This window comes from Streptomyces sp. M41 (assembly GCF_043673425.1).
Taxonomy (GTDB): Bacteria; Actinomycetota; Actinomycetes; order Streptomycetales; family Streptomycetaceae; genus Streptomyces.
Genome location: NZ_JBIMKE010000025.1, coordinates 35,413 through 55,056 on the forward strand (window position 1 = coordinate 35,413; position 19,644 = coordinate 55,056).

Below are 19,644 nucleotides of genomic sequence, written 5' to 3' on the forward strand. Positions count from 1 at the left end.
CGCCGTACCCCGTGGTGACTGGCCGTCAGTCGACAGTCCCGAACGCCGAGTTCCGTGCCGCCACCAGCTCCAGCACCGTGCGCCAGTCCTCCAGCACCCCGGCGTCGAAAGCGGCGCCTCGGCCTTCCTCGTCGGCCTGACGCAGGCGCAGGAGGTCGTCGTCGGCCGCCTCGGGTGCCTGGCTGTGGTCCCGAACGAGCCGCGAGACCCGTTCGCCGAGCAGGGGGCGCACGGCGTCGGCCGCGCAGTCGCCGTGGCCCCCTTCGCGCCGGTGCAGCAGCGGGCCGATGGCATGGACGAGCCCCGCGACCTGGAGTTCCTTGTCGGCGGGGCGGGCGCGGCGTAGCAGCGCGGCGGTGCGCAGGGCGTGTTGGTGCAGATCGACTCGGGCGCTTCCCGGGCCCGGGAGATACCGGGCGCCCCGGCAGGCGTACAGCAGATCCATCAGCTCCTCGACGCTGCGCAGCTCCATGCGTCAGTCCTCCCGCCGGACAGGCCGTTGCCGTGCGACAGCAGATCATGGCCGCCTTGCGAATCGGCCAACGGGACCTGAACTGCACTGCGTGTACGGTCCGCTGTGCCCCGGATGTGCCCCGGAAAGATGATGTTGACCCGTACGAGTGACTTATGCAGCGGACTATTTCTCAGCAAAATGGTGCGTAGCGGGCGGTGGAGTGCCGCTTGATTCCGGATAGTTACAGGTTGGTTGCAGCCCCATCGAGCGGGGGCCCGCTCATTTGGTTAATCTGTAGCGGACGGACAGCAGTACAGGGTCCCAACCCACACCCACGGTCCGTCCCGGGACAAGCCGGTGCACAACGGCCTGCTCTCACGCCAGTTACCGGCGCCACCGCGTCCGAGTCGACTTTGAGTAAGACCCGAGCGGGCGTCAGGTGCCGGACCGCAGACTGGGCCGGCCCGCCCCGAGGGTGATCCGACACAGAAGGAGTGCGCGGTGACACCTGAGAAGACGAATCGCGAACAGCGCCCCAAGGAACGCACGGAGCGCGCGGGCCGCCGGTCCACGGAGATCGGCAGTCTCGATGTGTGGGCCCGATCCGCCCCCATCCGCCTGGCCGGCTACGAGGACGACCTCGCCGAGCCCCACATCCTGCCCAGCGTCGACTGACGGGGCAGAATCCTTCGCGATCGCCGACGCATGGGCGTGCGAGCCTCACGCCCATGCCGATCAGAGGAGCCGCGGCCGACCACCGGCCGCGGATTTCGTATTTCCGGCTGCCTTCCTGGCTCCTGCCGCTTGCCTCCCGCCTTCTTGTCATTCCCGTTTGCCTAAACTCTTTAGGTAGATGCATACTCCCTTATGGCAAGTGGGAGGATGGCAGTGGCACGCGTAGGACTCACCACGGACCGCCTGGTCCGGGCCGGTGCCGAGCTCGCCGACGAGGTCGGCTTCGAGCAGGTGACCGCGTCCGAGCTGGCCCGGCGGTTCGACGTCAAGGTCGCGAGCCTGTACTCGCATGTGAAGAACTCGCAGGACCTCAGGACCCGGATCGCGCTGTTCGCCCTGGAGGAACTGGCCGACCTGGCCGCAGACGCGGTGGCCGGCCGCGCCGGCAAGGACGCACTGGCCGCCTTCGCCAACGTCTACCGCGACTACGAACACGACCACCCCGGCCGCGCCGCCGCCGCACGGATGCGGCTCGACCCCGGGGCCGCCGCGGCGAGCGCCGGCGTCCGGCACGCGCAGCTGACACGGGCCATCCTGCGCGGCTACGACCTGACCGAGCCGGACGCGACACATGCCGTACGGCTGCTGGGCAGCGTCTTCCACGGGTACTCCAGCCTGGAGTCGGCGGGCGGCTTCAGCCACAGCGCGCCCGACTCCGAGGAGACCTGGCACCGCATCCTGGACGCCCTCGACTCCCTGCTGCGCAACTGGCCCACCGAGCCCACCTCTTGATCGACAGGCTGAGGACATGGACACCGAGCACGACTGGATCAGCACGCCCCTCACCGCCGAGCTGCTGCGCGGCGCGCTCGACGTGGAGCACACCGAACACGGCCTCCTGCCGCACCGGCTGCCCGCCCGGGCCCGCGCCCAGAACACCGACGGACAGCTGGCCATGGCCGAGTCCCAGCCCTCCGGCGTACGACTGGCGTTCCGCACCCGGGCCACCGCCATCGAACTGGACGCGCTGCCCACCAAGCGTGCCTATGTGGGCGTGCCGCCCCGACCGCACGGCGTGTACGACCTGATCGTCGACGGCCGCCGCGCGGGACAGGGCAGCGTGACCGAAGGCAACGTCATCACCTACGACATGACCGACGGCACCACCGAGCACCGGCCCGGCCGGCCCGGCACGCTCCGCTTCACCGGGCTGTCCGCCGCCGACAAGGACATCGAGATCTGGCTGCCGCACAACGAGACCACCGAACTGATCGCCCTGCGCACCGACGCCCCCGTGCAGCCCGTTCGGGAGCCCGGCCGCCGGGTGTGGCTGCACCACGGCAGTTCGATCAGCCACGGCTCCGACGCCGCGAGCCCCACCGGCATCTGGCCCGCGCTCGCCGCCTCCCTCGGCGGCGTGGAGCTGATCAACCTGGGTCTGGCCGGGAGCGCCCTGCTCGACCCGTTCACCGCCCGCGCACTGCGCGACACCCCTGCCGACCTCATCAGCGTCAAGATCGGCATCAACCTGGTCAACCTGGATCTGATGCGGCTGCGCGCCTTCGGCCCCGCGGTCCACGGTTTCCTCGACACCGTCCGCGAAGGGCACCCGACGACACCGCTGCTGGTCGTGTCGCCGATCCTGTGCCCGATCCACGAGGACACGCCGGGCCCCTGCGCCCCGGACCTCGACGGTCTCGGCGAGGGGCGACTGCGGTTCGTGGCGATGGGTGACCCGGCGGAGAGCGCCGGCGGGAAGCTGACGTTGAACGTCGTCCGGGAAGAGCTGTCCCGCATCGTCGAGCAGCGGGCCGCCGACGACCCGAACCTGCATCACCTCGACGGCCGCGACCTCTACGGCGAGGCCGACGCGGCCGAACTGCCGCTGCCCGACGACCTGCACCCGGACGCCGAGACCCACCGCCGCATCGGCGAACGCTTCGCCCGTCTGGCCTTCACCGCCGACGGGCCCTTCGCGCAGACGGCGAACGTGACCGGGGGGACGAGTCGGAGGCCATGACCGAGGGCATGCGCGAGCAACACCATGACGGCCAGCTCCGCCGGCTGTGGGAGGAGCACAGACGCGCCCGGTTCCCTCCGGGTTTCCGCGGTGTGGATGTCGAGGGGGTGGATCTGGTCATGCTCGACGCCGACGTCGCCGGAGTCGTCCACCGCGAGCTGGACGGCGGGCTCGACGACCAGGGCTTGGCCGTCCTCTGGTGGTGCATCGCGGGCCTCGACAAGGTGCTGCCGCTGATCGACGACGAGTACTGCGCGTCCTACTACGGCAGACTGCGCACACTCGCCCGGCTCACAGCGGCGCGCCACCTGCCCGCCGCGAGCTGAGCCCTGAGACGTGTCCCGCCGTGTCCGCACCCCCTAGGACGGCACCGCCTCGGCCACCGGCGCCGTCCGCTGCCAGGGCTTCAGTTGCTCGATGCGCTCCGCCAGCGCCAGCAGCGCCGCCTCCGCACCCGGCCGCCCCACCAGCTGTACGGCGCAGGGGGCCCCGGAAGGGAGGGTGCCGAACGGGACCGCCATGGCGGGCCAGCCCGTGAGGTTCCAAGGCGGGGTCAGTGGCGAGTAGTTGGTGTTCGCCATGACGTTGCGCAGCCAGCCCCGCTCGTGCCAGGGCGCGGACTTGGGGGAGCGGCGGGCCAGGGCGGGGGTGAGCAGCACGTCGTACTCGGCGAAGAAAGGCTCCAGCCGCCGGCGCAGTGCCTCCCGGCTCGCACCGCCCTGCGCACGGGCGACGAAGCGCTTGCCGACGGCGGCGTGGACGCGGGTCCGGCGCGTGAGCCGGCGGAAATCCAGCTCCCGCGCGTCCACGGCCGTGCCCGCCGTCCAGTGGGTCAGTGCGGTCACGCCCAGCGACATCGGATACGGCGGATAGGCGCGCCGTACCTGGTGACCGGCCTTGATGAGCAGCCCGGCGGCCTCGCGCACCGCGGCTGCGTACGGCTTGCTGATGGTGACCCCGGCGAGCGGGCTGCGCAGGGACACCGCGATCCTGTGCGTGCGCGGCGTGTCGGGGAGCGTGACCTCGGTGTCGGCGAGGACCGACAGCATCAGGCGGGCGTCCTCGACCGTGGTGGCCAGCGGGCCGTTCTCCGACATGCCGAACCAGTCGCCGTCGCTCACCCCGGCGGGGACCACACCGGTGCCGGGCTTGATGGTGACCAGCCCGCAGTTGGCGGCCGGGATGCGCAGCGAGCCCATGCCGTCGTTGCCGAGGGCGATCGGCACCATGCCCGCGGCGACCGCCGCCGCACTGCCGCCCGACGAACCGCCCGCCGTGCGAGAGAGGTCCCAGGGGTTGCGGGCGGTGCCGTGCACGCCCTCCGTGGTGCCGAAGACACACAGCTCCGGCACGTTCGTCAGCCCCACGACCACCGCGCCGGCGGCCCGCAGCCGGGCCACGGTGACGTGGTCGTCGTCGGCCGGGGCGTCCGGCGTCGCCGCGGAGCCGATGCGCTTGGTCTCGCCGCGTACCGCGAGGTTGTCCTTGACGGCCACCGGTACGCCCGCCAGGGGCAGTTCGGCCAGGTCGGCGCGGGAGGCGACCTCTTCGGCCTCGGCGAGCGCGGCCTCGGCGCGGACCAGCCGGAAGGCCCCGACCCGGTCGTTCAGCCGCTCGATGCGGGCCAGGTGCTCGGCCACCACCTCCCGGGGCGTGGTCTGCTTCTCGCGTACGGCGGCGGCGATCTCGGCGGCGGTCCGGCCGACCCAGTTGGTCACGGGCGCTCCTCGGGTCTTACTCGCGAGTATGTAGCAGCACTCTGCCCGGCGGCGGGCCCGGAGTCGAGAGGACGCTCGGCTCGGACATCCGCCATGGTGCTCTTGGACCGGGACAGCTGGTACGGCCTCGAACAGTTCCCGCCCGTCTTCCGGGCCGACGACGGGCATTGTCAGCGCCCCCCACGGCCGGTCAGGCCCCCCGCGCCACTCCCGTGCTTCCCCGTTCCACCAGCCGCGGTACCGGCACCCGGACCGCGCGGGCCGTGCCTCCGTCCAGGAGGGCGGTGAGTTCCCGGGCCGCCGTGCGTCCGAACTCGACGCTGTCCCTGGACAGGGCGGACAGCCAGGGCTTGACCATGCGGCACAGCGCCGAGTCCTCCCAGGAGACCACCGAGACGTCCGCCGGAACCGAGAAACCCAGCTCGGTCGCGGCGGCGGCTCCCGCCACGGCCATCACGTCGTTGTCGTAGATCAGCGCGGTCGGGGGAGTGGGGCCCTGAAGGACCCGGCGGGTGACGGCCGCGCCCTCGGAGTCGGAGTAGTCGGTCGTCACCGACCTCACCTCCGTCAGGCCCCGGCGTCCGGCCTCGGCGCGCAGCGTGCGGACGCGGCGCTCGGTGTGGGCGAGCCCCGGCAGACCGGCGATGTGCACGATCCGCCGGTGGCCGAGGGCGTACAGGCCGTCCACCACCGACGCCATCGCGCCCGCGTCGTCCGCCCAGACGGTCGACAGGCCGGGGTGACGGTCGCCGGGGGCGCCGCCGATCACCACGGCGGGCAGGCCGAGTTCGTCCAGCAGGTCCGGGCGGGGATCGTCGGTGCGCGGGTCGACGACGAGGACGCCGTCCACGCGGTGCTCGGCCCACCAGCGCCGGTACACCGCGCACTCGTCGGCCACGTCCTCCACCACCTGGAACAACAGGCCGAGATGACGCTCCGCCAGCACCTCCTGGATGCCCGAGACGAGCTGGAGGAAGAAGGAGTCCACGCCCAGCGTGTCGGCGGGACGCGCCAGCACGAAGCCGACCGTCGCCGCGCCCTCCCCGGACAGGGCGCGCGCCGCGGTACTGGGCCGCCAGCCCAGCTCCTCGGCGACCCGCCGCACCCGGTCGCGGGTGTCCTCGGACACGCCGGGCCGGCCGTTCAGCGCGAAGGAGACCGCGCTCTGGGAGACCCCTGCGTGCCGCGCTATGTCCTTCATCGTCGGACGCCGGGCCGGTGACCGCCTGCCTGACATCGTGCTCCCCCCCATTCCGGCGACACATTCTCGAGCAGTATGCACTAATGCGGTTCAGTGGCGTGATCCTAATGCGGTTCAGTTCGCTGACCCTAATGCGCATTAGTCACTAAAGAAATTAGCTGTGCGAGAGCCATTGACGGCCCCGCGGGACGGCGTGCAGGGTCTGCCTCGTCGACCAACCCGCCCGTTAAGGAGGCCGGTTCACGGTGCCCATATCCCGTAGAGCCCTCGCTGCCGCATTCGCCGTCTGTGTCGCGCTGCCCCTCAGCGCCTGCGGTTCGTCGGGGGGCGACAGCGCCGCGGCCGACGCCTCCGGCAAGGTCGAGGGCGACATCACCTTCCAGACCTGGAACCTGCGCGCCAACTTCAAGGACTACTTCGAGGACCTGATCGCCGACTTCGAGAAGAAGTACCCCGGCACGAATGTCAAATGGATCGACCAGCCCGCCGAGGGCTACGCCGACAAGATCAGCGCCGACGCCGCCGGCGGCACGCTCCCGGACGTCGTCAACGTCTCGCCCGACCTGGTCGCCCCGCTCGCCAAGGCGGGCCTGGCCCTCGACCTCGACAAGGTGGCGGGCAAGTACCGCAAGGAGTACCTGGAAGGGGCCTGGGCCGGCCACCAAGTGCCGGGTACACAGGGCACGTACGCCTTCCCCTGGTACCTCAACACCGGTCCGCTGTTCTACAACAAGACCCTGTTCACACAGGCGGGCCTCGACCCCGAGCAGCCGCCGAAGACGTACGACGAGGTCTTCGACGCCGCCCTGAAGATGGCGAAGGAGACGGACGGCAAGGTCGCCACCCTCGCCAACGTCCCCACGATCGAGGACTTCGGCCGCTACGGCGTCGAGCTCATGAACAAGGAGGGCACCGCCTTCACCTTCAACGACACCAAGGGAGTCGGACTCCTGACCAAGTACAAGGAGCTCTACGACGCCAAGGCCCTCGACCCGCAGGCGCTCACCGCGACCCCCGAGTCGTCCGGCAAGAAGTTCCTCACCGGGGCCGTCGCCATGAACCCCGGCAGCGCGCTGGACCTCGGCAACTTCAAGAAGCAGGCGCCGAACCTGTACAAGAACATCGGCATCACCGACCAGATCACCAGCACCGGCCACGTCAACATGTACGTCATGGGCGTGATGGTCAACGCGCGGACCGAGCGGGCCCCCGCCGCGGTCGCCTTCGCCCACTTCGTCACCGACGCCGAGCACCAGATGTCGTTCGCGAAGAAGGTCGCCATCTTCCCGAGCACCGCCGGCTCGCTCGACGACCCGTACTTCACGAAGGAGGACGGCACCGACGAGACACGCGTCCGGGTCGCCGCCGCCAAGTCGCTGAAGAACGCCGTCAACTACACCCCCGTGCTGTTCAGCGAGCAGATGAAGACCGAGCTGCGCAACGAGGTCGCCAAGGCGTTGCAGGGCAAGGAAAGCCCGAAGGAAGCTCTTGACAACGCTGTCGAGGCCTGCAATCGGCTCCTTCAGCAGCAGGGATAGCGCGCGATGGCCCCTTCGACCGTCTCCCGGGTGCGGCGCCAACTGCCCACCAGCCCCTGGCTGTTCGCCGCGCCGGGCCTGCTGATCATCGGCGCCTTCATCCTGTACCCGTTCGTCTCCACCCTGGTCAACGCCTTCACCGACCGCCGCACCCTGATCCCGGGCGAGTTCGTGGGCCTGGCCAACTTCCGCGAGCTGCTGAACGACGACATGTTCTGGATCGGCCTGCGCAACAGCACGCTGTACGTCCTCGGCGTCGTACCCGCACTGGTGATCCTGCCCCTGCTGCTCGCGCTGCTCGTGCAGAAGAACATCCCCGGCATCACCTTCTTCCGGTCCGCGTTCTACACCCCGGTCGTCGCCTCGATCGTCGTCGTCGGGCTGATCTGGGTGTGGCTGCTCGACGAACGCGGTCTGGTGAACTCCCTGCTGGAGGCGGTCGGAGTGGGCCGCGTCGGTTTCCTCAGCGACCAGTGGCTGCTCCTGCTGAGCGCCATGGCCGTGACGGTCTGGAAGGGCCTCGGCTACTACATGATCATTTACCTGGCCGCGCTCGCCAACGTGCCCCGCGAACTGCACGAGGCAGCCGCCGTGGACGGGGCGGGCCCGGTCCGCCGCTTCCTCACGGTCACCGTGCCCGCCGTCCGCTCCACCATGGTGCTGGTCGGCGCACTGTCCTCGGTCGCCGCGTTCAAGGTGTTCTCCGAGGTGTACCTGATGGCCGGCCCCAGCGGCGGTCCGGCGGGCGAGGACACCACCCTCGTCATGCTCGTCCAGCGCACCGGCACCGGCCTGACCGGCCGAGTCGGCTATGCCTCCGCCATCTCCGTCGTCGTCTTCGTCGTCACCGTCGCGCTGATGCTGCTCGTGCTGCGCGCCGACCGGAAGGACGAGTCATGAGCGTGCTGGAGAAGGTACGGACCACCGCGCCGAGGCCACCGGCCGACGCGCGCACCCCTCGCGTGACCGACGAGAACGGCCGGCGCGTACGGGTGTGGGAGCTCGCCCTGCGCTATCTTCTGCTGCTCGCCGTTCTCGCCCTCACCGTCGGCCCGTTCCTGTGGCAGCTGTCGACCTCCCTGAAGGGGCCCACCGAGGACATCTTCAGCTCCCCGCCGAAGTTCCTGCCGGGCGATCCCACCCTGCACAACTACGAACGGGTCGCCGAGACCATCCCCGTCTGGGACTACGCCCTCAACTCGCTGAAGGTCGCCACCGCCAACGTCGTCACCAACTGTGTCGGCGCGGCACTGGCGGGCTATGCCCTCGCCCGGCTGCGCTACCGCGGCCGTCGCGCGGCCACCCTCGCCTTCATCCTGGCGATGCTCGTGCCCGTGGAAGGCATCATCATCGCCCAGTTCACGACCATGCGGGAGCTCGGCCTCAACAACACCCTCATCGGCGTCGTACTCCCCGGCTGCATCAGCGCGCTGAACGTCCTGTTGATGCGCAACGCCTTCCTCAACCTGCCGTACGAGATCGAGGAGGCGGCGTACGTCGACGGCGCCAACGTCTGGCAGCGGTTCCTGCGCATCGCCGTACCGTCCGTGAAGGGCACCCTGGCGGTCGTCGCGATCTTCGCCTTCATGGGTGCCTGGGACGACTTCCTGTGGCCGCTCATCGTGCTGAGCGACCCGTCCAAATTCACGCTGACCATCGGTCTCAACTATCTGCACGGCACCTTCGCGGGCGACGAACGCCTCGTCGCCGCCGGCACGATCATCGCCGTCGCACCGCTGATCGCCCTCTTCGCCTGCCTCCAGCGGTACTTCTTCCGTGGCGTCGGCGAGGGCGCCGTCAAGGGCTGACCCCCCGGCTAAGGCCGCCCCCACCCCCCGTCGCACCTCCGTCACAAGGACACGCATGCCTCCTGCCGTGCGCTTCGGCGTCAACTACACCCCGAGCGTCGGGTGGTTCCACCACTGGCTCGACTTCGACCTCGACTCCGTACGCGCCGATCTCGACTCCATTGCCGCGCTGGGCCTGGACCATGTGCGGGTCTTCCCGCTGTGGCCCTACTTCCAGCCCAACCGCGGCCTGATCCGGGGACGGGCCGTCGAGCAGCTGGTCCGGCTCGTCGACGCCGCCGCGGAACGGGCACTCGACGTCAACGTGGACGGCCTTCAGGGCCACTTGAGCAGCTTCGACTTCCTGCCGGCCTGGACGCGGACCTGGCACCGCCGGAACATGTTCACCGACCCGGACGTCATCGAGGGCCAGGCCGCCTATCTGCGTACCCTCGCCGCCGCGCTCGCGGACCGGCCGAACTTCCTCGGCATGACGCTCGGCAACGAGGTCAACCAGTTCTCGGCGGGCCCGCATCCCGACCCGGACCGGGCCACCGAGGACGAGATCGACCGCTGGCTCACCCGCATGCTCGCCGCCTGCGAGGAGGGCGCTCCCGGACGGCTGCACCTGCACGCCGAGTACGACGCCACCTGGTACCAGGACGACCAGCCCTTCACCCCGGCGCAGGCGGCCCGGCACGGCGCCGTCACGGCCGTGCACTCCTGGGTCTTCAACGGCACCGCCCAGCGTCATGGCCGCAGCGGGGTCCCGGCCGAGCACCATGCCGCGTACCTCGTCGAGCTGAGCAAGGCATGGGCCGACGACCCGCACCGCCCCGTCTGGCTCCAGGAGGTCGGCGCGCCCGCGCCCCTGGTCCCGCCCGAGCACGCCGCGTCCTTCACCGAGGCGACCATAGCGAACGCCCTGGACTGCCCCGACCTGTGGGGCATCACCTGGTGGTGCTCCCACGACGTGTCCCGGGAGCTGGCCGACTTCCCCGAACTCGAATACGGACTCGGTCTGCTGACCAACGAGCGCAAGCCGAAGGACACGGCCCGGGTGCTGGCGCGGGCCGCGAACGAGCCCGTCCCGGTGCCCGCGCCCCGGACCACCGCCCTAGTCGTCCCGGCCGACCCGGCCGTGCGCTCCGTCTGCGCGCCGGGCGGCCCCGTCTTCGACGCGTTCTTCCGGCTCACCGCCGACGGCGCCCGCCCCACCACCGTCCTCGACACCCGCGCACACGACCGCGGCCACCTCGCCGCACGCGGCATCACCGAGGTCGTCGCTCCCGACCAGGTACTCCCCACCCCACAAGGAGGCACCCGCTCGTGAACCCCACCAGACGCACCGTCCTCATCGCCGCCGCCACGGCCGCGATGCTCCCCTCGGCGCCCGCCACGGCCGCACCGGGAGCCGGAGCCGCGGCGCTCCAGCCGTACGCGTCCTACTGGTACCCGGACTCCCTGCCCGCCGGCAGCCCCGGCACCGGCATCACCTGGCGCAGCCTGAAGTCCTGGCGTCCGGCCGACGACACCGACCTCGCCTTCAACGCGTCGACTGTCCCCCTCGTCCCGCGCTTCACGCCTGCGCCGGTCAACACCACCGCCCGCGCCGGCCAGGCCCGCATCCAGTCCCTGGTGTCCTTCGGACCGACCGCGAGCAACCCCTCGCAGGGCTCGGCCACCGCCGACTACTACGCCCTCACGCACTGGGCGTACATCGACGAGCTGGTGTTCTGGGGCGGCTCGTCGGGCGAGGGGCTGATCCTCGCGCCGAACGCGCCGATCGTGGACGCCGCCCACCGCCATGGCGTCCCCGTCCTCGGCAACGTCTTCCTGCCGCCCGTCGCCTACGGCGGGCAGTTGCAGTGGACCCGCGATCTGGTGCAGAAGGACGCGGCCGGACGGTATCCACTGGCCGAGCGGCTGGTCGCGGTCGCGCGGGCATACGGCTTCGACGGATGGTTCGTCAATGCCGAGACCGGGGGCGGGAACGCCGCGCTGGCCGCTGACATGCTCGGCTTCCTGCGTGAGCTGAAGACCCGGGCCCGGGCCGAGGGGCAGCGGGTCACCTGGTACGACTCGATGACGGTGAACGGCAGCGTGAGCTGGCAGGGCGCGCTCAACTCCCAGAACGAGCCGTTCTTCCGGGCCGCGGACGACATGTTCGTCGACTTCCGGTGGACGGCGGCCAAGCTGGCGTCGTCGGGGCAGCGGGCCCGGCAACTCGGCCGCAGCCGCTACGAGCTGTGGGCCGGTGTCGACGTCGAGTCGAACGGCTGGAACTCGTCCGTGAACTGGGACGCCATCGTGCCGCGCGACAAGGCGCACATCGTGTCGGTCGGCTTCTACCGGCCCGAGTGGACCCGCAATCACCTCCCGGCCGACGGCAGGACACCGGGTGACTTCCACGCCGCCGACGACCGCTTCTGGACCGGGCGCTCCCTGGACCCGGCCCGGCCGGACGGCACCGACAGCTGGCGGGCCCCGGCCGTGTCCGTCGCCGACCGGTCCACCGTGACCTCCCTGCCGTTCGCCAGCGTGTTCAACACCGGGCACGGGCTGCGCTGGTACGAGGACGGGGAGGTGACCTCGCAGGAACCCTGGAACCACCTGGGCCTCCAGGACCGGCTGCCGTCCCGCCGCTGGGTCGTGCACACCGACGGGCGGCGGCCCGCGGTGACCTTCGACTTCGAGGACGCCTGGCGCGGCGGCAACAGCGTCCTCGTCGCCGGTGACCTGGACCGGCCCACCGTCCTGGACGTGTACACGACCCGGCTGCCGGTCACCGCGGACACCGTCGTCGAGCTGACCCACCGGACCGACGCGGGCGGCGTGGACGTCGAGCTCGCCGTCGCCACAGCCGAGCCCACCACGCCGGGCGCGACACCGCCGTACACCTACTACCCGCTGACCACGGGTGAGCGCTGGCGGACCACGGCCGTGCGGCTCAGCGGCCTGACCGGGACCGCGCGCGCCGTCGGTGTCCGGCTCACCGCGCGCGGCGGCGGCCCCGTGCGGTGGCGGCTCGGTGGCATCGCCGTGCGCACCGCGCCGCACACACCCGCCGCCCCGACCGGCCTGCGCATCACCGCGGCGTACGGCGGTGATCTGCGCTTCGCCTGGAACCCGCCCTCCGACGCCGTACGCCACCACACCCTGCACCGCATCCACCCCGACGGCACCCGGCGGTTCCTCGGCGGCACCTGCCAGCACGCGTTCTTCGCCGGCGGACTGCGGCCCGAGCAGGGCGAGGCGACGGCACGGTTCGAACTGCGCGCCGTAGGGGAGCTGTACACCACGTCGGCCCCCGTGACCGTGACCCACCGCTGGTGACCACCGCCCGGACGACCTACCTACGGAGCCTCCCGCATGCATGACGACCGCAATCTGGTCGAAGCCCGCCTCAAGCGCGTCCTCGACGAGCGCATCCGTCCCGCCGTGTACCCGCAGTCCGTGCCGCTGGAGGTGGCGGTGTGGCATGCGCCGGGGGAGCCGGTGCCGGTCGCCGAGGGACTCGCGGCCGAACCCGAGCCGATCGAGGTGGGCGCCCGCTGGGGCGCTCCGTGGGGCACCAGCTGGTTCCGGGTCACCGGGACCGTGCCCGAGGAGTGGGCGGGGCGGACCGTCGAGGCCCTGCTCGACCTCGGGTTCGACGAGAACATGCCGGGCTTCCAGTGCGAGGGCCTGGTCTACCGGCCCGACGGCACCCCGGTGAAGGGCCTCAACCCCCGCAACCAATGGGTGCGCATCGGTGCCCCGGTGGCGGGCGGCGAGCAGGTGCGGCTGCACATCGAGGCCGCCTCCAACCCGGTCATCCTCGACTACCACCCCTTCCTGCCCACGCAGTTGGGCGACAAGGAGACAGCCGGCAGCGAACCCCAGTACACCCTCACCCGCATGGACCTCGCCGTCCTGGACGAGACGGTGTGGGAGCTCGTGCTCGACCTGGAGGTGCTCGGCGAGCTGATGGCCGAGCTGCCGGTGGAGTCGGCCCGACGCTGGGACATCCTGCGGGCGGTGGACAAGGCGCTCGACGCCGTCGACCTCCAGGACGTGGGCGGTACCGCGGCACGGGCGCGGGAACGGCTCGCCGGCGTACTCGCCACGCCCGCCGTGCCCTCGGCCCACCGCATCAGTGCCGTCGGGCACGCGCACATCGACTCGGCGTGGCTGTGGCCGCTGCGCGAGACCGTGCGCAAAGTGGCCCGGACGACCTCCAACATGACCGCGCTCATCGAGGACGAGCCCGACTTCGTGTTCGCCATGTCGCAGGCCCAGCAGTGGGCCTGGGTGAAGGAGCACCGGCCCGAGGTGTGGGCGCGGGTGAAGAAGGCCGTGGCGGACGGGCGGTTCGTACCGGCGGGCGGCATGTGGGTGGAGTCGGACACCAACATGCCCGGCTCGGAGGCGATGGCCCGGCAGTTCGTGCACGGCAAGCGGTTCTTCCTCGACGAGTTCGGCATCGAGAACGACGAGGCGTGGCTGCCCGACACCTTCGGCTTCGCCGCCGGACTCCCGCAGATCATCAAGGCCGCCGGCGCCAAGTGGCTGCTCACGCAGAAGATCTCCTGGTCGCAGACGAACAAGTTCCCCCACCACACCTTCCAGTGGGAGGGCATCGACGGCACCCGGATCTTCACCCACTTCCCGCCCGTGGACACCTACAACTGCTCCATGAAGGGCAGCGAGATCGCCCACGCCGCCCGAAACTTCAAGGACAAGGGAAGGGCCCGGCACTCCCTCGCGCCCACCGGCTGGGGCGACGGAGGCGGCGGCACCACCCGCGAGATGATCGCCAAGGCGGCCCGGCTGCGGGACCTGGAGGGCTCGGCGACCGTCGTCTGGGAGGCCCCGCAGGCGTTCTTCGAGAAGGCCGAGGCCGAATACCCCGACGCTCCGGTCTGGGTGGGCGAGCTCTACCTGGAACTCCACCGGGCCACCCTCACCAGCCAGGCCAAGACCAAGCAGGGCAACCGCCGCAGCGAACACCTCCTGCGCGAGGCCGAACTGTGGGCCGCGACGGCCGCCGTACGCACCGGATTCCCCTACCCCTACGAGGATTTGGACCGGATCTGGAAGACGGTGCTGCTGCACCAGTTCCACGACATCCTGCCCGGATCGTCGATCGCCTGGGTGCACCGGGAGGCGCGCCGGACCTACGAGCGGGTCGCCGAGGAGCTGACCGGGATCATCGACGCCGCCCAGCGCGCCCTGGCCGGTGAGGGGCAGCGGTCCCTGGTGTTCAACGCCGCCCCGCACACCCGCGACGGCATCCCGGCGGGCGGCGCCGGCACACCCGAGGAGCGGGGCCGGACGCGCCTCACCCCACGGCCCGGCGGCGGCCACGTGCTGGACAACGGGCTGCTGCGCGCGGAGATCGACGGACAGGGCCTGGTGGTGTCCGTGTACGACATCGAGGCCGACCGCGAGACGATCGCGCCGGGCACGGCCGCGAACCTCCTCCAGCTCCACCCCGACTTCCCGAACATGTGGGACGCCTGGGACGTGGACGCGTTCTACCGCAACACGGTGACCGACCTGACCGACGTGGACGAGATCGCCCCCGGCGACGACGGGGCGTCCGCGCGGATCGTCCGGTCCTTCGGCGCCTCCCGCGTCACACAGGTGCTCTCGCTCGCGCCGGGGGAGCGGCGGCTGCTGATCGACACGGAGGTCGACTGGCACGAGACGGAGAAGTTCCTCAAGCTCGCCTTCCCCCTCGACGTGCACGCGGAACGGTACGCCTCGGAGACCCAGTTCGGGCACTTCCACCGGCCCACCCACACCAACACCAGCTGGGAGTCGGCCAAGTTCGAGGCCTGCAACCATCGCTTCGTGCACCTGGACGAACCGGGCTGGGGCGTCGCCGTGGTCAACGACTCCACCTACGGCCACGACGTCACCCGCACGGTACGTGCCGACGGCGACCGGGGGACGACGACCACCGTACGCGTCTCCCTGCTGCGCGCCCCGCGCTTCCCCGACCCCGAGACCGACCAGGGCGTGCACCGGTTCCGGCACGCCCTCGTGCCGGGCGCGAGCATCGGTGACGCGGTGCGCGAGGGCTGGCGGATCAACCTGCCCGAGCGGCGGCTCACCGGAGGCCGCGCGGTGACCCCGCTGGTGACGGTCGACCAGGACGCCGTCGTGATCACGGCCGTCAAACTGGCCGACGACGGCAGCGGGGACCTGGTGGTACGCCTCCACGAGGCACACGGAGGCCGGGTCAGGGCCACCCTGACCGCGGACTTCGAGGTCACGGACGTCCACGCGACGGACCTGCTGGAGCGTCCGCTGCCCGCGACACCGGTGTACGAGGGGCGCCATGTGGCGCTGCGGCTGCGGCCGTTCGAACTGATGACGCTGCGGTTGCGCCGGGCCTCTTAGCCCACACGGGGGACAGCGGCCCGCTGTCGTGGAACGGGGCGCCGACCGCCCTCACACTCGAAGAGGTCGGCGTCCCGTCCGCGCCCTGGAGGCACCCTTGAAGCTCGTCACGCGAGCCCAGCTCGGCTGGCCCGCATCCGCCGCACCCCCACAGACCTCGGCCGAGGGCGTGAAGGTCCACTACGAAGGCGCGCCGGTCAGCGTGCGACTCCTCGACGACCACGACCTCTGCGTCGCCAAGTGGAAGGCGATCCGCAAGGACCATCTGGCGAACAAGACGGAGAACTACTCGGACATCGCCTACAACTACGGCGCCTGTCCGCACGGTCATCTCCTGGAAGGACGCGGCCTGGGCAGGCGCACCGGGGCCAACGGCAACCAGCAGCTCAACCGCGCCCATTACGCGATCTGCGGCCTGGTCGGCTCGGAGGGCCTCACCAAGCCGACGGACGCGATGCTGGACGCGATCCGCGACGGCATCGAACTGCTGCGCAGCCATGGTGCCGGCAAGGAGATCAAGGGGCACCGCGACGGCTTCGCGACCCAGTGCCCCGGCACTCACCTGTACGCCTGGGTGCGCAACGGGGCCCCACGTCCCGGCGGTTCGACGCCCGTGCCGGGCCCGCGGCCGGTGGTCGACCTGTCGAAGGTGATCGCCGCGGCCCTGCACGACCCGGACAAGGCGGGCACGCCGGTCTCGTACGCCGGCGTGCGGACCGTGGAGAAGGCGCTGGTCGCGGAGGGGCTCCTCGACGCCGGGCGCGTCGACGGCCATTTCGGCGGGGCGACCGTCAAGGCGTACTCCGCCTGGCAGCAGCGGTGCGGCTTCACCGGCGCGGACGCCAACGGCATCCCCGGCCAGGTGACCCTGGACCGGCTGGGCGAAGCGCACGGCTTCGACGTGCGGCCGTAGGAGAGGCCACGGCAAGGCCACCGCCACCCGCGTCTACGACCTCTGAGCCGTCCCCGCCAACCGTGTCGGCGGCAGATACTCCCGCACATACGTCCGCTCCCAGCACGCACCCGTCTCACGCAGTTCCCGCCAGGTCGTGTACCGGTAGCGGAACAGACGGGCCCGTACGAAACGGGGCGGCTCGTCGGCGGGGAACGGTGAGCGGCGCAGGAGCTTCAGCGTGGCGCGGTCGTTCTCCAGGAGCCGCTCCACGAAAGTGCCGAACCACGACCCGGCGTACGCGGGCGACAGCGCGGCGAACCACATCAGCCAGTCCAGCCGCAGATGGTAGGGCGCGAACTGGCGCGGCCAGCGCCGGGGATCGCCGGGCTTGCCCTTGAACTCGTACTCCCGCCAGTCCGACTCCTCGCGCGGTACGTCGTCGGCCGTGCCCTCGACGACGACCTCGTACCGGATCCTGCTGACGCTGCCGAACGCGCCGTATGTGTTCACGAGGTGAAGCGGGTCGAAGGAGCGGTTCATCACCTGGCGGCGGGAGATCATGTTGGCGACCGGGTGGTAGCTGAGGAACAGCAGCAAGGCGGCGACCGCCAGGACCACGATCTCGTACCACAAGGGCGTGCCCGGCACGGCGGGCGGATCGCTCGGGAACTGCAGTGCCGACAGTGCCAGCACGATGGTGATCCAGTTCAGCCAGGAGAAGTTGCCGGAGAGCACCAGCCACAGCTGGGTCGCGATCATCAGGGCGGCGGCGGCCGTCGCGATCGGCTGCGGGGTGAACAGGAGGAAGGGCACCCCTAGTTGGGTGACATGGTTGGCGGCCACCTCGACGCGGTGCAGGGGCCTCGGCAGATGGTGGAAGAACCAGCTCAGCGGCCCCGGCATCGGCTGCGTCTCGTGGTGGTGGTCCAGGCACGTCAGCTTCCGCCAGCAGGCGTCGCCGCGCATCTTGATCAGACCGGCGCCGAACTCCACCCGGAACAGGATCCAGCGCAGCAGGAAGAGCACGACGACCGGCGGCGCGACCTCGTCGTTGCCGAGGAAGACGGCGAGGAAGCCGACCTCCAGCAACAGGGACTCCCAGCCGAACGAGTACCAGGTCTGGCCGACGTTGACGACGGACAGATACAGCGCCCACGGGATCAGCCACAGCAGCATGGCCGCCCACAGCGGCACCAAGGAGTCCACCCCGGCCAGCAGCGCCGCCGACACCGCGCAGCCCGTCCAGGCGCAGCCGCCGAAGAACCCGTCCGAGTAGCGGAGTTGGAACAGGCTCGGCGCGGCCCTGAACGGCACCCGCGCCACGAACCGCGGCACCGGCAGCAAGCCGCGCTCGCCGATCAGCGCCCGGAACTGAAGGGCCGCCGTCAGGAACGCGACGAGATACACCCCGGCCAGAGCCCGCTGGAAAACCAGCCGGCTCGTCCAGTAGTCGGGCGCGATGAACCACTCCACGGCCGTGTGCTCCTCGTTTCCATTGTCCCGCCAGGATCCGTCGCCCCGCCCGTGTACGCCCGCGGACCCCTGTCACTCTGCGTATACCACGCCTCCGCTTGCGTAACCCGAGTGAGTGAAGCAGACAATGGTCGCGAACTGCCCGGAAACGGTCGGGAGGGCGTGGTGCGGACATCCACCGGAGTCACCGTCGTGGCCTGCGCGCTCTCGGCGGCGCTCATCGTCGCCGGCTGCGGAGGCAACGCGGACCAGGGGAGTGAGCCGAGCGCGGAGGTCTTCCTCGAACCGGCCGCCGCCAAGGGGCCGGACCCCTTCACCGACTCCACGGCGACCGCTCCGGCCATCGCGGCCCCCGTCACCCGAACGCCGCAACCCGCACGCTCGGGAGAGACCCGGCCGCGGCACCTGTCCGGCGGCACGCCCGGCCTCTACGGCGGCAGCCGCGGCACCGGCAGCTGCGACGTCGAGCGGCAGATCGGCCACCTCGCCTCCGACCGGGACCGGGCCCGCGCCTTCGCCCGGGCCGCGGGCATGCCCCGAAGCGCCGTCCCCGGCTGGCTGCGGGACCTGACCTCGGTCGTGCTGCGCGCCGACACCCACGTCACCAACCACCGCTACCGGGCGGGCCGGGCGACCGGCTACCAGTCCGTCCTCCAGGCGGGTACCGCCGTCCTCGTCGACAACCACGGGGTGCCGCGTGTGCGCTGCGCCTGCGGCAACCCGCTCACGCCGGCCGCCGGCCTGCGGGGCGAGCCCGGCACCCACGGCCGGCCCTGGCCCGGTTACCGGCCGGCCCAGGTGATCGTGGTGGCCCCGACGGCCCAGGCGGTCACCGGCATCACCATCATCGACGTCGCCGACCACACCTGGATCGAGCGGCCGACCGGCCATCGGGGCCACGACCACGACCACGCCCTGCCACGCCCGAACCCGGCGCACCCGGACCCCGCGCATCCGGACCCGCACGCCAGCGCCCCCGGCACCGCCCCCGGCGAGGACGGCGGGATCCCGACCGGCGACGGCATGTCTCCGTCCGGCGGACCCACCTCCCCGAACGCGTCCCCCACCGACTGCGCGCCCCCGACGGCCACCGTCCCCCCGGGCGTCACCGACGAGGCCCTGGCCGAGAGCGCGTCCCACCCCTCCGGCCCGCCGAGCACCGCCCCTGCGGACTGCCCCACGGCCACCGGTACGGCCCCGGCCACGCCGAAGACCCCCGAACGCACCCCCCGCTCCCCCGGAAAGCCGAACTCCCCGGACTCCGGCACCGCACCGGGGACCTCCCCGAAGTCCACGGACTCCGCGGCCGAGACCGGCCCCGAGGCGGTGCCGGAGAGCCCCGACCTGCCGGACGGCGGCGGGCTGGTCCCCGATGCGCCGGAGACCTCCGACAGCATCTTCGGCAGCCCCACCGACGTCTTCGACGGCTGACCCACCCCCATGGAGAGGTACCGGGCGGACGCCGAGAGCACTTCCGCCGCACCAGTCGAAGA

At 71.4% G+C, this 19,644-nt stretch carries 16 protein-coding genes; 12 read left to right on the top strand and 4 right to left on the bottom strand.

What is annotated here, in order from left to right:
- Positions 1 to 25 precede the first annotated feature (25 nt).
- Positions 26 to 472 (bottom strand): hypothetical protein, encoded by a 447-nt coding sequence (locus ACHBTE_RS26475; RefSeq protein ID WP_394726605.1) that lies wholly within the window; start codon positions 470 to 472, stop codon positions 26 to 28.
- 483 nt (positions 473 to 955) lie between these two features.
- Between ACHBTE_RS26475 and ACHBTE_RS26480 the strand changes: the two genes are divergently transcribed.
- The 4 genes from ACHBTE_RS26480 to ACHBTE_RS26495 all read left to right on the top strand — a co-directional run bounded on the left by ACHBTE_RS26480 (position 956) and on the right by ACHBTE_RS26495 (position 3,475).
- Positions 956 to 1,129: a hypothetical protein gene (locus ACHBTE_RS26480; RefSeq protein ID WP_019759059.1), complete on the top strand. Its 174-nt coding sequence runs from the start codon at positions 956 to 958 to the stop codon at positions 1,127 to 1,129.
- Between the two features lie 213 nt (positions 1,130 to 1,342).
- Positions 1,343 to 1,921, top strand: a complete 579-nt coding sequence (locus ACHBTE_RS26485) for a TetR/AcrR family transcriptional regulator (protein ID WP_394726606.1) — start codon at positions 1,343 to 1,345, stop codon at positions 1,919 to 1,921.
- A 16-nt stretch (positions 1,922 to 1,937) separates the two neighbouring features.
- Positions 1,938 to 3,149, top strand: a complete 1,212-nt coding sequence (locus tag ACHBTE_RS26490; RefSeq protein ID WP_394726607.1) for a GDSL-type esterase/lipase family protein — start codon at positions 1,938 to 1,940, stop codon at positions 3,147 to 3,149.
- Positions 3,146 to 3,475, top strand: coding sequence for a hypothetical protein (locus tag ACHBTE_RS26495; protein ID WP_394726608.1), 330 nt, complete (start codon positions 3,146 to 3,148; stop codon positions 3,473 to 3,475). Before ACHBTE_RS26490 ends, ACHBTE_RS26495 begins: the two co-directional genes overlap by 4 nt.
- 33 nt (positions 3,476 to 3,508) lie before the next feature.
- Here the strand turns inward: ACHBTE_RS26495 and ACHBTE_RS26500 are convergent, their stop codons facing one another.
- Both ACHBTE_RS26500 and ACHBTE_RS26505 read right to left on the bottom strand, forming a co-directional pair.
- On the bottom strand, positions 3,509 to 4,867 hold the full coding sequence (locus ACHBTE_RS26500) for an amidase (protein WP_394726609.1): 1,359 nt from the start codon (positions 4,865 to 4,867) through the stop codon (positions 3,509 to 3,511).
- 190 nt (positions 4,868 to 5,057) lie between these two features.
- On the bottom strand, positions 5,058 to 6,104 hold the full coding sequence (locus ACHBTE_RS26505; protein ID WP_394726610.1) for a LacI family DNA-binding transcriptional regulator: 1,047 nt from the start codon (positions 6,102 to 6,104) through the stop codon (positions 5,058 to 5,060).
- A gap of 209 nt (positions 6,105 to 6,313) precedes the next feature.
- On the opposite strand from ACHBTE_RS26505, the gene ACHBTE_RS26510 reads away from it, so the two are divergent.
- From ACHBTE_RS26510 to ACHBTE_RS26540, 7 genes are all read left to right on the top strand, one after another.
- Complete coding sequence (locus ACHBTE_RS26510; protein ID WP_394726611.1) at positions 6,314 to 7,606, top strand: ABC transporter substrate-binding protein; 1,293 nt, start codon at positions 6,314 to 6,316, stop codon at positions 7,604 to 7,606.
- Positions 7,607 to 7,612: 6 nt separating this feature from the next.
- Positions 7,613 to 8,506, top strand: coding sequence for a carbohydrate ABC transporter permease (locus ACHBTE_RS26515; protein WP_394726612.1), 894 nt, complete (start codon positions 7,613 to 7,615; stop codon positions 8,504 to 8,506).
- Positions 8,503 to 9,414, top strand: coding sequence for a carbohydrate ABC transporter permease (locus ACHBTE_RS26520; RefSeq protein WP_394726613.1), 912 nt, complete (start codon positions 8,503 to 8,505; stop codon positions 9,412 to 9,414). The genes ACHBTE_RS26515 and ACHBTE_RS26520 overlap by 4 nt, the downstream gene beginning before the upstream one ends.
- Before the next feature lie 55 nt (positions 9,415 to 9,469).
- The gene (locus tag ACHBTE_RS26525; RefSeq protein ID WP_394726614.1) at positions 9,470 to 10,726 is read left to right on the top strand and encodes a glycosyl hydrolase; all 1,257 of its coding nucleotides are present in this window, start codon (positions 9,470 to 9,472) and stop codon (positions 10,724 to 10,726) included.
- The gene (locus ACHBTE_RS26530; protein ID WP_394726615.1) at positions 10,723 to 12,729 is read left to right on the top strand and encodes an endo-beta-N-acetylglucosaminidase; all 2,007 of its coding nucleotides are present in this window, start codon (positions 10,723 to 10,725) and stop codon (positions 12,727 to 12,729) included. The genes ACHBTE_RS26525 and ACHBTE_RS26530 overlap by 4 nt, the downstream gene beginning before the upstream one ends.
- Positions 12,730 to 12,765: 36 nt before the next feature.
- On the top strand, positions 12,766 to 15,783 hold the full coding sequence (locus tag ACHBTE_RS26535; RefSeq protein ID WP_394726616.1) for an alpha-mannosidase: 3,018 nt from the start codon (positions 12,766 to 12,768) through the stop codon (positions 15,781 to 15,783).
- Between the two features lie 97 nt (positions 15,784 to 15,880).
- Positions 15,881 to 16,696 carry a peptidoglycan-binding protein gene (locus ACHBTE_RS26540; protein WP_394726617.1) on the top strand — a complete coding sequence of 272 codons (816 nt, stop codon included), beginning with the start codon at positions 15,881 to 15,883 and terminating at the stop codon, positions 16,694 to 16,696.
- A 33-nt stretch (positions 16,697 to 16,729) separates the two neighbouring features.
- On the opposite strand, the gene ACHBTE_RS26545 is transcribed toward ACHBTE_RS26540, so the two are convergent.
- The gene (locus tag ACHBTE_RS26545) at positions 16,730 to 18,151 is read right to left on the bottom strand and encodes a lipase maturation factor family protein (RefSeq protein ID WP_394726618.1); all 1,422 of its coding nucleotides are present in this window, start codon (positions 18,149 to 18,151) and stop codon (positions 16,730 to 16,732) included.
- Positions 18,152 to 18,316: 165 nt separating this feature from the next.
- Here ACHBTE_RS26545 and ACHBTE_RS26550 point away from each other — a divergent pair, with 165 nt between their 5' ends.
- Entirely contained in the window at positions 18,317 to 19,582 is a 1,266-nt protein-coding gene (locus ACHBTE_RS26550; protein ID WP_394726619.1) for a DUF6777 domain-containing protein, read from the top strand.
- The last annotated feature ends 62 nt before the right edge of the window (positions 19,583 to 19,644 follow it).